13 protein-coding genes are annotated in these 13651 nt (G+C 47.8%); 4 read left to right on the forward strand and 9 right to left on the reverse strand.

Features of this window, described 5'->3' with window-relative positions:
• Positions 1-57: 57 nt before the first annotated feature.
• A complete protein-coding gene (locus C7475_RS06175) occupies positions 58-798 on the forward strand; it encodes a 4'-phosphopantetheinyl transferase superfamily protein (protein ID WP_233259772.1) in 741 nt (246 codons plus the stop codon).
• A 241-nt stretch (positions 799-1039) separates the two neighbouring features.
• Here the strand turns inward: C7475_RS06175 and C7475_RS06180 are convergent, their stop codons facing one another.
• The 5 genes from C7475_RS06180 to C7475_RS06200 form a co-directional block, all read right to left on the reverse strand.
• On the reverse strand, positions 1040-2191 hold the full coding sequence (locus C7475_RS06180; RefSeq protein ID WP_199236174.1) for a putative sensor domain DACNV-containing protein: 1152 nt from the start codon (positions 2189-2191) through the stop codon (positions 1040-1042).
• Between the two features lie 28 nt (positions 2192-2219).
• Positions 2220-3758: a SulP family inorganic anion transporter gene (locus C7475_RS06185; protein ID WP_110052292.1), complete on the reverse strand. Its 1539-nt coding sequence runs from the start codon at positions 3756-3758 to the stop codon at positions 2220-2222.
• Positions 3759-3949: 191 nt separating this feature from the next.
• On the reverse strand, positions 3950-4693 hold the full coding sequence (locus C7475_RS06190; protein ID WP_158286432.1) for a LytTR family DNA-binding domain-containing protein: 744 nt from the start codon (positions 4691-4693) through the stop codon (positions 3950-3952).
• A complete protein-coding gene (locus C7475_RS06195; protein ID WP_110052297.1) occupies positions 4659-6500 on the reverse strand; it encodes a tetratricopeptide repeat-containing sensor histidine kinase in 1842 nt (613 codons plus the stop codon). Before C7475_RS06195 ends, C7475_RS06190 begins: the two co-directional genes overlap by 35 nt.
• 5 nt (positions 6501-6505) lie before the next feature.
• A complete protein-coding gene (locus C7475_RS06200) occupies positions 6506-6976 on the reverse strand; it encodes a hypothetical protein (RefSeq protein ID WP_110052299.1) in 471 nt (156 codons plus the stop codon).
• A 48-nt stretch (positions 6977-7024) separates the two neighbouring features.
• On the opposite strand from C7475_RS06200, the gene C7475_RS06205 reads away from it, so the two are divergent.
• Together C7475_RS06205 and C7475_RS06210 are read left to right on the forward strand one after the other, a co-directional pair.
• The gene (locus C7475_RS06205; protein ID WP_233259773.1) at positions 7025-7990 is read left to right on the forward strand and encodes a DnaJ C-terminal domain-containing protein; all 966 of its coding nucleotides are present in this window, start codon (positions 7025-7027) and stop codon (positions 7988-7990) included.
• 10 nt (positions 7991-8000) lie between these two features.
• Positions 8001-8294: a chaperone modulator CbpM gene (locus tag C7475_RS06210; protein WP_110052304.1), complete on the forward strand. Its 294-nt coding sequence runs from the start codon at positions 8001-8003 to the stop codon at positions 8292-8294.
• Between the two features lie 279 nt (positions 8295-8573).
• On the opposite strand, the gene C7475_RS06215 is transcribed toward C7475_RS06210, so the two are convergent.
• The 3 genes from C7475_RS06215 to C7475_RS06225 form a co-directional block, all read right to left on the reverse strand.
• Positions 8574-9887, reverse strand: coding sequence for a sorbosone dehydrogenase family protein (locus C7475_RS06215; protein WP_110052306.1), 1314 nt, complete (start codon positions 9885-9887; stop codon positions 8574-8576).
• A gap of 184 nt (positions 9888-10071) precedes the next feature.
• Positions 10072-10728 carry a GDSL-type esterase/lipase family protein gene (locus C7475_RS06220; RefSeq protein ID WP_110052308.1) on the reverse strand — a complete coding sequence of 219 codons (657 nt, stop codon included), beginning with the start codon at positions 10726-10728 and terminating at the stop codon, positions 10072-10074.
• The gene (locus C7475_RS06225; protein WP_110052310.1) at positions 10725-11018 is read right to left on the reverse strand and encodes a hypothetical protein; all 294 of its coding nucleotides are present in this window, start codon (positions 11016-11018) and stop codon (positions 10725-10727) included. Before C7475_RS06225 ends, C7475_RS06220 begins: the two co-directional genes overlap by 4 nt.
• A 135-nt stretch (positions 11019-11153) precedes the next feature.
• On the opposite strand from C7475_RS06225, the gene C7475_RS06230 reads away from it, so the two are divergent.
• Positions 11154-12494: an NAD(P)/FAD-dependent oxidoreductase gene (locus C7475_RS06230; RefSeq protein WP_199236175.1), complete on the forward strand. Its 1341-nt coding sequence runs from the start codon at positions 11154-11156 to the stop codon at positions 12492-12494.
• On the opposite strand, the gene C7475_RS06235 is transcribed toward C7475_RS06230, so the two are convergent.
• The gene (locus C7475_RS06235) at positions 12478-13650 is read right to left on the reverse strand and encodes a DUF5009 domain-containing protein (RefSeq protein WP_110052834.1); all 1173 of its coding nucleotides are present in this window, start codon (positions 13648-13650) and stop codon (positions 12478-12480) included. The genes C7475_RS06230 and C7475_RS06235 overlap by 17 nt on opposite strands.
• Between the last annotated feature and the right edge of the window lies 1 nt (position 13651).

Here is a 13651-nt window from a genome sequence, read left to right on the forward strand (position 1 = left end):
TAAGGTATTTTAATGAAAGGCCAAAAGAAACCGGATGAACGTCAATATCTTTGTTTTATGATGTTGATCCACAGAGGCAAATTCACGTTACAACGCGAAAACAGTACACATTACGCCGGATTCTGTATTCTGCATGCCGCCCCCGGGCATCTTGCACAGCAACTATCACTGTTGCATCCGGAAGAACGTTCCTACTACGATACACTCCAATTTGATAAACGCCGGGAAAGCTATCTTTTAGGCCGTATTTCCGCCAAAAAAGCGATCGGGGCACTCTCGGCCTTCGAAGACCTTCAAAAGATCGCTATTGAGGCCGGGATCTTCCAATTTCCGGTAGTTAAGTACAGCGTTACACGCAACCTCCAGGTCAGCATTACTCATTGCGACGGATTAGGTATCGCCCTCTCCCACCCGGAGGTCCATCCGCTGGGTGTGGATGTGGAACGTACGGATAAAGCGAATACGGAGGCCATTAAGGAACAATTGACGGCTAATGAGCTGGCCTTGACGCTGACGGTCCCCTTACCACAGCCCATTGCCTGTACGATGATCTGGACAATGAAAGAAGCCCTGTCCAAAGTACTCCGGACCGGCTTAACTATGGACTTAAAACTACTTGAAATACAATCTCTTGTAAAAGAAGGAGAACTTTATACCAGCCAGTTCAAACACCTTATCCAGTACAAAGCGATCTCCTGCCAGGCAGGCGCCTATGTGTGCTCGCTGGTCGTTCCCGGTAAAACGACCCCCGACCTTGAGCAATTCTGGCAGTTTTTCAGGGAAACGGTCTCTGACTGACCGGGGCGAGTACGCTTTATACATGCCTTTGACATGCCTTTGACATGCCTTTGAGGTGGAACTGAACCAGCCGAAGTACGCTTTATACCCGACGCATACAGGGCGTATACATGACGCATCCCCGACGCATCGTTTGGATACGTTATAACTATACTAAAGTGTCATTAAAAGGTCATCTAAAGGTCACTTCAATATCGATTCGATATATAAATGACCTTTAAATATCCTTTTGGTGATCTAATTACAGCAGTAAAGTATCGATACGGTGAGCTTGTACCAGCTGCACCTGTTCTGACCAGGAGAACACAGTAAAGTAGCCGTCCATAGAAGCGACCAATGCAATTGCATCCCGTTGATCATAAACGAATTGCGCGGCAGAAAGGTGCCGGGTGCCTCCTATTGCGGAGGGATGCATGAGTTCGGGCGTACCACCTATGACAGGCTCTATCATCACCACCCGGTCCACTCCCCTGGTTGACCAGGTAGCCCGGGTGATCTTCGCGCCGAAGGTCAGCAGTTCATGTTTATCGTTGATAAGGGTAGCTCCATCCACAGCCGTGAGGCCGGTGATATTGTCCACTTCCCGGCGCATGGCGTTCTGCCAGTATATTTCGGTCACCTTACCTCCATCCTGGCGGATGAGGTCAGAAACGCCCGTAAAAGCAGGGGAAATCGGGTATTGTAAAGGGTGAATAATCGATTCTTTCCATTTCTCGCTACCGGAGGGTACCACGAGCAGCGCGCCACCTCTTTTATGTGCCCGCATGGATACGGCTATCTGGATAAGGACGTTCACCGGGTCGTTCCACATCGCGGAAGAGGTCAGTCCTAAGAGGGAGGTCACGATTTCGGGACTATCAGGCAGCAGACCGCAGGATTCGTCCACGATCTTTACCTGGTCGCCCTTCAGGACGGCAACGTTGGCAAATTTGCCTAATCCTATACTCCGCCGGTGTTTTACTACCAGCAGTCCGGGCTCGGATACGTCCAGTACAAAACAGAAATTAGGCAGTTTAAGGGTGGTTCCCCATATGTAAAGCTGCTCTCCTTCGTACCAGATGCCTACATGGACACCAGCTCTTTCCACACCGGGAGCGAGTTTGGTGAGTACGCGAACATCAAAAGGGAGTTTTTGTGCAAACTTAAGCGGCTTTCCTGCCTGGCAGGGATTCAGGAAGGCCAGGGAGATACGTGTAGGAATGCCCTCTTCCCGGCGCAGGCTGGCCCAGAAGGCCACATCGAGCATTTTCTCGATGAATTTGGCCTGGGGGACCGTAGCAAGGTCTTCTTCCCCACTCACAGCGGCAATGGCCAGGTGTTTGGAAAAATGAGTTTCTATCTGGTCGGCTACCTTAACGGCAGCCTGATAAGTTGAGTCAAGAGTCAAATCCATAGCTATACAATTAGCGCCAATATCAAAATTAACTTTTTATTCCGTCGGTCGCCACCCGGTAATGTGGATCTTCCATTACGTTTACATCAATCACGGCTGCTGCATTCTGTAACAAAAGCCTGCTATCTTCACTCAGATGCCTGAGATGCAATGTTTTACCCGCCTCTTTATACCTGGTGGTCAACCGGTTCAATGCTTCTATGCCCGACATGTCCGCCACGCGGCTTTCTTTAAAATCGATGATCACTACTTCCGGATCGTCCTTTACGTCAAACTTTTCACTGAAGGCAGCTACCGAACCAAAGAACAAGGGACCGTAGATTTCGTAATGCTTTACACCCTGTTCGTCCACATACTTCCTGGCCCGGATACGTTTGGCACTTTCCCAGGCAAACACCAGGGCTGAAAGGATCACACCGATCAATACCGCCAGCGCCAGGTTATGCAGCCAGATGGTGATCAATGCCACCAGGATGCCGACTATTACGTCAGGCCGTGGCATTTTATTGATGATCCGGAAACTGCTCCATTCAAAAGTTCCTATGGACACCATCATCATGACACCGACAAGGGCCGCCATCGGTACCCGCTCAATAACAGGCGCTCCGAACAGGATCACGAGCAGGATGGTCATAGCAGCAATGATACCAGACAGCCGCGCACGGGCCCCGGCAGACAAATTGACAAAGGTTTGCGCAATCATGGCGCATCCTCCCATACCTGAGAAGAAGCCATTGAGCATATTGGCACTTCCCTGGGCAATACATTCCCGGTTGCTGTTGCCCTTATTACCTGTGATCTCGTCGACCAGGTTCAGGGTCAGTAGACTTTCAGTAAGCCCTACTCCTGCCATAATCAACGCATAAGGGAATACGATGGCAAGCGTATCAAGGTTAAAGGGAACTCCCGGGAGGTGAAAAGGAGGAAATCCGCCGCTCACAGAGGCAATATCCTTTACCGTACGGGTATCTATGCCGAAGCCCAGTACCAGCAGGAAAACGACGATAATTGCTACCAGGGACGCCGGAACGGCTTTCGTAAACCGGGGCAGAACCACAACGATCGCGATGGTCAGCGCCACCAGTCCCAACATGATATACAAGGCATTCCCTGTCATCCAGGTATGTTCAGCGCCGGTTTTAAACTGTTCTAATTGTGAGGTAAAGATGATCACGGCCAATCCGTTCACAAATCCGTACATCACCGGCTGTGGTACCAGGCGAATGAATTTGCCCAGTTTAAAGATGCCGACGGTTATCTGCATCAGGCCGGCCAGGACGATTGCTGCGAAGACGTAATCTATGCCGTGCGACTGCATCAGGGCGATGAGCACTACTACGGTAGCACCTGCGCCACCGGATACCATTCCGGGCCGGCCACCGGCGATAGCCGTTACCAGTCCCATAATGAACGCGGCATATAATCCCACAAGCGGAGGAAATCCGCCAAGAATAGCGAAAGACAGGGACTCGGGCATCATGGTCATGGCCACGGTCAGCCCGGCCAGTATTTCACTTTTGTAATTGATCTTTTGTTTGAAGTCGAAAAGGTTAAGGAATCCACTCATAAAGCTACAATGAGGCGCAAAGCTATTCATTTTATGCCCCAAATCATACCGCTTATTCCTTTCATATGTCTTCTTATGGCATTTCAAAGAAAGTGGAAAGGGATTATGTTGATCTTCGTATTCCTCTTTTAAGACAAGAATATGGATATGGTCGTGAGAAGGAATGCCATCCCCAGGCGTTCCTTTCTCGTTTATTTAAAGATCTTAAAAGCCTGCATGAATTCATCGATATACCGCCGGCTGAAGAAGAGGGATTCCCCGTCTTTAAAAAAGATCTCATTATTGAACACGTTGATCTTGGTGACCTCTTTTACGTTGACGATGTAGTTCCGGTGGACCCGGCAGAATTGTACTGCAGGCAGCTGGACCTGCAGGTCCTTGAGTGACTGCTGGATAACGAATTTCTCGGTATGGCAGACCACTTTGCTGTACTTCCCGTCCACTTCGATGTACCTGATATCATCAAACGCGATCCTTTGCAGCAGGTTCCCTTTTTTAATGAACATGGTATCGGTAGGCTGAGGCAATGCCTGTGCTGGCGGCGTTACTGATTCCTGTTTGAACTTTGAGAGGGCCAGTTCTATCGCGTATTGCAACTCCAGCGGATTGTAAGGTTTCAGCAGGTAGTTGTATGGTGAGGTAAATTTTGCCAGCCTGAAGGTGGTATTGTCATTTGCACTGGTCAGGAAAATGAAAGGGCGTTTATGTTCCCTATGCTCATTGATCGTTTCGGCAAACAAGATCCCGTCTGGCTTATCACCCAGGTAAATGTCAATCAGGCAGATGTCCGGAAGCTCGGCGTCATAAGCGGCGACTGCATCATTTAGAGCAGTCGTGAGTCTGATATCGGTGCAGCCAAGCTTACGTAAAAAACTCTCCAGGAAGTCCGCTTCTGTCGGGCTATCTTCCAGGATGAGCACTTTTAATTCCTTCATAATGTTCATTTGCAGGCAGGCATACTACAATAGTGGTACCGGCGCCAATGCTGCCGGTGATCCTTAATGTACCGCCGTTCTTTTCCGTCATGGCCTTTACCAGCCATAATCCCAGTCCAGTGCTTTTACTGCCTGCCGTGTCCTGTTGTATACGTTTTGTATCCCGTTTGTAGATAGCCTGTATGATCTTTTCATCCATACCAATACCGGTATCCTGTACGGTTATTTCGCAGCTGTTATCGATAGTGCGCGCAGTAATGGTGATGGTCCCGTTTGCGTGCGTGTATTTGATCGCGTTATCTATAAGATTTCTGAAGATGATCTTGACAGTGTTCAGGTCTGCATAAAAAGGCATCCCTTCCGGCACTTCATTGATTATGCTGACCCTTTTCAGGGCGGCGCCTGCATTAAAATCGTAAGCTACCTGGGAGATGATCCGCTGTGCATCATGTTGTTCCGCCTGCAGGCTTAACTGGCCGGTCTGGCCCAATGACCAGTATAACAGATTGTTGAGCAGTGCATAGGTATTGTCGGAGATCTTTTCAATATTCTCCGACAATGCCGTGGCCTCTCTGATCTTGTTACGGGCAAGCGTATCCTTCAGATAGGACAGATTTATCTTAAGGTGATTTACAGGGGAACGCAGGTCGTGCGCAACGATAGAGAACAACTGGTCTTTCGTTTCATTCAGCAGTTCCAGTTTATCATTCTGCTCGGCGATGATGCGGTTACGTTTATTCGTTTGCCGGTAGGCGTAGTAGATCAATCCTGCACCGGACAGCAGGAACAGTGAAAGGATAAAAAGAGAGTTCCGCTGCCATCTTCTTCTTTTCAGTTCAGCAGTACGTAGTTTATTATCTTGCCGCAACAGCTGCAGTTTGTATTCCTGTTGTTGTACGGCGATCTTTTTTTCTTGTTCCGCCAGTTCCCATATCTTATCCCTGTTGGCGATCTGCGCTTCCAGCTGTTCATATTCTTTTCTGTATTCTAAAGCCGCCTGCGGATGCCCTTCGCGCTCTTCAACAATGGCGAAGTTCAGGTAGACCTTACTGCGGATCTTCAGATCACTGGCTTTTTTAGCCAGTGTAAGTGCCCGCTGGAGATAACGCCATGCTTCTTTCTGACGAACGTTCAGATCGTATAGCAGGGCGGTGTTCAGGAAAGTGTTCACCAGTGCTGTAGTGTCTTTCAGTTCGGCGGCAATCGCAATACTCTTTTCAAACTTCTCTTCAGCTTCAGCAAAGCGTCTCAGATGAAGCAGGCTTACGCCTGTATTGTTCAGGATCTTCCTGGCCACTACAGGTTCGTAAAGATGGAAAAAGCGTTGCTGTATAAGCGTGAAATATTCCAGCGACTTATTGAACTGTCTCTGTTCCAGGTAGATCTCCCCGATGTTGGGATATATGTTTGACTGGATATTGATATCGAGAGAAGGGATCTCCGCCAGTTTCAGGTATTCTGACAGTGCTTCCTTATAAAAGTCTTTATAATAAAGGATCTTGGCCTTCAGGAACCTTACGGTAAGTATTCTTGGGGCTATAGAATTGCTGTCGGTAATTGCTGCTACTGTGGCTGCGTATTTAAATCCGTCGTCCAGGTTGCCGCTATCGACGGCGGCGTGACACTGATGAAAATATCGGGCAACCATGCTGTCCTGCCGGGCCGGCCGCTGACTGCACACATTACATTGTTGTGAGATCAGCTGCCGGATGGCAGGAGGCAAATTAATTTTCTGTGCAGCCACCTTATTGAAGGTAGTGCAACATAAGAATACAATAAGCAGCAGGTAACACAGGTTTCTTATCATGCGGATCAGGTCTTCTCAACGCTGGTAACAGTACCATTTGTAGTTTCAGGATCGCCAATTACGTAACGTACACGGATAGCCGGCATTTCACGGCCTTCCACACAGTAGCGGAATTTGATCTCCCACAGGGAGTAGGCATAAATTTCCGGATGACCGGCAGGATTGTCATAGATAATATCTATCTCTCTCACTTCTATAGGGCCATTCCAGATCTCGATAATGCCACAGTTGGAGATATTTTCACTCAGATGTAAGTTCCTGGCATGATCTGGCAAGTACATGTGAATGAGCACATCGTAACAGTCCTGGAAGTCGCCGGACTTGTGTAATGACACCAATGGTTCTTTGGATGCCATCTGTCCCATTAATCCTGATGCGATTAATCTGAGGCTTTGTTTTTTAATTGTTGCTTTCGATGACTCTGTAGCAGTAAAGGTGCCGGAGGCACTGCTGGCAATCGGTTGTTGTGTGTCCAAGGGATAAGGGTTTAAGAACCAAATATAAATAAATTATTATAATGAGAGATGGCAAAGATTTTGTGCAGCAATGGTATATACACTATACATATGGCTTTTATCGATTATTACAAGGTACTTGGAGTAAGTAAAGAGGCCTCCCAGGAAGACATTAAGAAAGCATACAGGAAACTTGCCAGGAAACACCATCCTGACATGAACCCTGATGATAAGGAGGCACACATTAAGTTTCAACAGATCAATGAAGCGAATGAGGTATTAAGCGATCCGGAGAAACGTAAGAAATACGATGCATATGGGGAGCACTGGCAACATGCGGAACAGTATGAACAGGCCAGGCAGCAGCAACAGAGCGGCGCCGGTTACGGAGGGCAGCAGGGATATGGCGGCTTTGGCGGACAAGGTTTCGGCGGACAGGATTTCGGCGAATTCTCAGAAGGCCAGTTCTCGGACTTTTTCGAGTCCCTCTTCGGCAACCGCACGGGAGGCAGCAAGCGCAAATTCCGCGGTCAGGATTATAATGCGGAACTGCATATCAGTCTGCGTGACGCCTACACTACCCATCAGCACACACTTAACGTAAACGGCAAACAACTCAGGATCACCATACCCGCCGGTATTGCCAACGGACAGGTCATCAAGCTGAAAGCCCATGGCGCACCCGGAGGCAATGGAGGCCCGAACGGCGACCTTTATATCACCTTTGTCATAGCGGAAGATCCCATCTTCAAAAGAGTGGATAATGACCTGTACATGAACGTAGACCTCGACCTGTACACTGCGGTGCTGGGAGGAGAAGTCACTATCGACACATTAAGCGGAAAGGTAAAACTGAAAGTAAAACCGGAAACACAGAACAACACAAAGACAAAGCTGAAGGGCAAAGGCTTTCCTGTATATAAACAGGAAAATGTTTTCGGAGACCTGATCGTTACCTATTCCATACAACTCCCGACCAATCTGACCGAAGCACAGAAAGAACTGTTCAGACAACTGGCCGCATCATCACATTAAACTATCCGTTATGCAAACAGCAATGATAACCATCACACAATATTGCACCATACATGAGATCGAGGCTGACTTTGTAAACTCACTGGCCGACGAAGGACTTATAGCCATTACCGTTGTAGAAGGCGACAGCTTTATTCCGGAAGAACAGTTGCAGGACCTCGAGCTGTACACCCGCTGGTATTGTGAGATGGGCGTCAATACAGCAGGTATTGAAGTGATAAAACATCTGCTGGACAAAATCAAGTACATGCAATCGGAGATCACGGCATTACGGGAGCGATTGCAGTTGTATGAAGGATTCTGATCGGGCCTGATTATTGTTTTATTTCTGTTAAATTATCAACCATGAACAAATTCTTCAGAGCCATTATTGCCTTTTGGGGTGCTAAAAAATTTGGAGGCGGATGCCTCGGGACCATCGTGTTATTTATTATTATTTATTGGGCTTTGGGGCATTGCAATTGATTGGTGGTTTGGGAATAAATACAAACGCCATCATCCCGGTTTACGGCGGGATGATTATTACGTCCGATTCCCCGGGGTTGACACCCCGCGCTACAAACAGGGTACTCCTGACGGAGTCCTATTGTGTTTTGTTGATTACAGTTTGTTTAGCCACCGGTTCAGATTTTGATGCACCGTAGCTGATCCTCCAGACGCGATTTGTTTTGTCGTCGGTAATGAACATGGCGCCTGTATTTGATACAATGATACCTACCGGTCTTCCGCGTACTTCTCCGGATACACTGTCCTTAACGAAACCGGTCAGAAAATCTTCCTGCTCACCGGCAGGTTTACCATCCTTGAAAGGAACAAATATTACTTTATAACCTGAGAGAGGTTTGCGGTTCCATGATCCATGCTGGGTAATAAACGCCCCATTCTTATATTTATCCGGGAAACTGTTCTTTGTGTAAAAGGCCAATCCTAAGGATGCGGTATGTGCTTTCAGCGCATAATCAGGCACTATTGCTTTTTCTACCAGTCCGTCCGGTGCAATGGGTACTCTGGGGTCTTTATGCTGTCCATAATAACTGTAAGGCCATCCGTAGAAAGCGCCTTCTTTAACGCTTGTCAGATAATCCGGTACAAGATCATTCCCCAGCTCATCACGTTCGTTCACCACTGTCCAGAGGGTATTGGTCCCTGGCGCCCAGCCCATGCCTACGGGGTTCCTCAATCCGGATGCATAAACACGCAAACCGCTGCCGTCGGGGTTCATTTCGAGGATATTAGCTTTTAATACTTCATGCTCCATGCCTTTTTCGCCATGATCATCACCACAGCCTACAGCTACATAGAATTTAGTATTGTCCTTATTGGCGATGATATTACGCGTCCAGTGCCGGTTTACTTTACCTGCGTTAAGAGCGACTATTTTCTCCCCTGTTGCATTGATAGTCGTAGCCCCTTCCGTGTATGGGAAACGAAGTAAACCGTCTGTATTAGCCACATATAAATAGTTCCCCACCAGCAGCATTCCAAGAGGTTGATTCAAGCCCTTCAGGAATATTGTCCTGGTTTCGGGGGTACCGTCATGGTCCGCATCTCTTAGCAGGGTGATACGGTTTGCGCTTTTTTTCACATTGTTAGACTTCGTAGCGCCGATAAGGGCAGCGCCTATCTTTTTAAAGAAGCCATAGTGGGAATTGGATTCCGCAACTAACAGGTCGCCGTTAGGCAGTTCGTATAGCCAGCGGGGATTCTGAAACCCATCAGCGTAAAGGTTTACCATAAAGCCATCGGGAGCAATGGGCTTCGTTCCGTCATCCCAGCCTTTTACTTTGCTGTAGTTAGTGTAAGATTTCGTTGCATGCGGCGGGGGTAATTCTGGCTGCTGTGCGTAAAACGGAAGCGAGTAGCACAACAATAGAAGCGATGGAAAAAGCTTGTTCATAACAGCAGGTTTATAAGATAGATAATACAAAAGATGTGCCCCTGCTGCAAAACGGCATATATGCGCTTTTCTATAAATTGACGCCAGCGTTAATATGAACGAAGTTCGTCAGTTATAAAAACAGAACGCTGCAACATTTTGTTACAGCGTTCTGACTTACGTATAGTCTTTTATGTGAAGGTCGTTACTTCTGGATCAGATGTGGCCTGACAGCTTTCTGCCAGATGGCATATCCATCTGGATTCATGTGCAGCATATCTTCCACAAACAGTTCTTTTCTCGGGTTACCGTTCCTGTCAAGCATGAGATTAAATATATCTACATAGGCGATCTTCCGCTGCTTTGCAATGAAGTCTTTGATCATGCTATTGGCCTGCCTGGCTGTTGATAAGAACTGGATCCTGCTTGGGCTCGGTTTTATTGAAATGTATACAATTGAGATATCAGGCAGCTTATTCCTGATGGTTTTGTAGAGGTTCTTGAACCTGTTAAAGACAGTATCTGCAGTTACGCCTTTCTCTACCAGGTCGTTCTCACCAACGTAGAGCACGATCTGGCGCGGGTGATATGGGAAGATGATCTTATCTGCGTAGTAGATGATATCATTCGTTACAGTCCCTCCTACTCCCCTGTTCATCACTACATAACTGCTGAACGTGCGTTCAAGATCATCCCATTTACGGATAGAAGAGCTTCCGGTAAACAGGATAGGATTCGCCGGAGGCGCATACATTTTGTCCCACTTCAGGATGGTACTGACATCTTCCTGGTATCTCTGGGCGCGGACAGCTGTAATGCAAACGATCAATGACAATGTAAAAAGACAAAATAGTTTTTTCATAAACGTGTTATCTGATTAGTTATTTGTTTGATAGCGCGAAAGGTCAGGCTCATTCTTCCGTTGTCTGTTTCTGACGCAGGAATAGCATGCAGCCATTCCTCCTGTACATCCTGTGTCATATAGATCAGGGAACCGGCTGGTAGCTGGAAATCGACCTTTTCCGATGAATCCCCGAAACTGGCCGTTTTACGGGCATGTATTCTTTCATCCCATAAGACGTTATTTCTCAGTGTACTAAATAACCCTTCAGGATCTGGTATAAAAGCTAATAAAAAGTTAACGCCATTCATGTGCGGCAAAAATAGAAAATCTCTTTAATTGAACGCTATATCAATAGTTCATAGATTAATCCAGATTAACTTTCTTGTAATGCGGATTGACTATCTTTACATACCAGATTTACAACACCAGGAAATAAGTTTACAATGGAAAGCTCAGAAACAAAAGCACAAGCAATTAAGGTAGTGATCATTGGCGGTGGATTTGCAGGCATTAATCTGGCCCAGCGGCTACAGCACGACAAGCGTTATCACATCACACTGGTAGACAAGAACAACTATAATTTCTTCCCGCCACTCATTTATCAGCTGGCAACGGGATTTCTGGAAACCTCCAGCATCTGTTATCCATTCCGCAAATTATTCAGGGACAGGCCAAACCTCCGCTTTCATATGGGCGAATTCCAGCGGGTTGATGCGGCAACACATACCGTTTACCTGCACAATGGCGAATTACAGTATGATTACCTTGTCTTTGCCACAGGTACTGAAACAAACTATTTCGGCAACGAAAACATAAAGCGCAATGCCATTCCGATGAAGAATGTGAATGATGCGCTGGAGATGCGGAATACCCTCTTAAAAAGGCTGGAAATTGCCTGTATTACGGAAGACCCCGTTGAGCGGAAGAAGCTGACCACTATTGTAATAGCAGGTGGTGGTCCGACGGGGGTTGAAGTATCCGGAATGCTGGCCGAGCTGCGCCAGTTTGTAGTCAGAAAGGATTATCCCGAACTGCATGGACACGGTGGCGAGATCTACCTGGTAAACGGAGGCGAGTCCCTGCTTGAACCGATGAGCAAGAAATCGCAACGGCATACTTACAACGCCTTACGTAAGCTGGGCGTGAAGATCAAGCTGAAAACGAGGGTGAAGGATTTTGTGGATGACCAGGTAATTCTGAACAATGGCGACACTATTCAGACCAAAACATTGATCTGGGCCGCAGGGGTTACTGCGCAGATCATGGAGGGTATCCCGGTGGCCAGCACCGGGGCCGGCCGTAGGATGATGACGGATGCCTATAACAGGGTGATCGGAGTAGATGACATTTATGCCATCGGCGATACCTGTATCCAGACGACAGACAAAAACTTCCCGAACGGACATCCCCAGCTGGCACAGGTAGCCCTGCAACAGGGTAAACACCTGGCGAAGAACTTCTCTGCCATGGCAGACAATAAACCGCTGAAACCGTTCAGTTATGTAGATAAGGGCAGTATGGCAATCATCGGCCGTAATAATGCTGTAGCCGACATCCCCAAGCCAAACCTGCATGTAAACGGGTTTATGGCCTGGGCAATGTGGCTGTTCATCCATGTCATGGCGCTTATCAACTACCGCAACAAGCTGAAAACCATGTACAACTGGACCGTGGCTTACTTTACAAGAGATCAGGCACTGCGCATGATCATCAAACCGCTGCCAAAGCAGTCTGAGACGTCTAAACCGGTCGAAATGCCGGCAATGGCTAAATCTTCAGTCTGATCCTTTTCTTCTCCATCCAACCTACCAGCAGGATTACCAGGAAGGAGATAGCAATTGAGCGGAGTAACCCTCCTGCGCCCTCACTGAGCGCAGCGGGATATTTCACCCCTGCCAGCATCATTAAGGAGTACAGCAGGTAGGGGATCAGGTAACAGGTCAACGTACTGGTGCCTGCCGGACGGATCAGCTTAAACCAGTTCATCTTTCCCTTCACATCTACCAGCCAGATCATAGCTGTAAATACCAATATGCTGATGCCCGTACAGATCAGCACCCATGCCGGTGTAGCCCTGATCTTTGAGATACCGGCAGTATGAGGTCGTAATATAAAAGCGGCGACTATCGCCAGCACTCCCAGACCAATAAATATGACCCAGAGGGACCCCAGTTTCCTTTTTTTATCCAGTAACGTGTACAATGATGAGACAACCGCACCTGCCATGATGAGGGAGGCGGAAGAGGCGTCATTTATAACCGGAATACTGAAGTGTAATAAGCCGGCGTGGGTCAAAATGTTAATCAGCAGAAAAAGGCCTAAAATGGCCGTTATAGCCCCAAAATTGCCTTTCACTATTAAGTACAGCATAGCACATACCAGGTACGCCCAGCCAATAATACCCAGGATCCCCCACCAGGAAGGTTCCATCCAGTGAGGCGCATCTGCCGGACCACCTTTGTACAAAGCGGCCATAGCGGCCAGGAGGAGAATACCTGCACCTGTCAGTCCGTAACGTTTCCGTTTGTCCATATCGGCAGGATAGTCCAGCCATACCAGGAAAAAGCCGATAGTGATCAGCAACTCCCATAGCGGGTAAGGCAGTATTGCCGCCTGACTGTAATTTTCCAGGTTGACGTGAAAAAAGCCCATGACGATCAGGGCCAGTGAGCGGACCAGGATGTGCATGGCGGTACTGAGGAAAGACTTCTGTTGGCTGATACGTTTTCCGATGGCAAAAGGGATGGACAGGCCGACTATAAAGAGGAAGGCCGGAAAGACCGTGTCGGCAAAACCCAGGCCGTCTTCCTGGGCCTGTACGTGCCCGATCCAGGCAGGGATATTTTTCACACCGCTGACGTCATTAACAAAGATCATGGTCAGCATGGTAAGGGCGCGGAAGGCATCTATCGATAAAAGGCGTTGTGATGGTTTAAGCATG

Source organism: Chitinophaga sp. S165, assembly GCF_003182155.1.
Taxonomy (GTDB): domain Bacteria; phylum Bacteroidota; class Bacteroidia; order Chitinophagales; family Chitinophagaceae; genus Chitinophaga.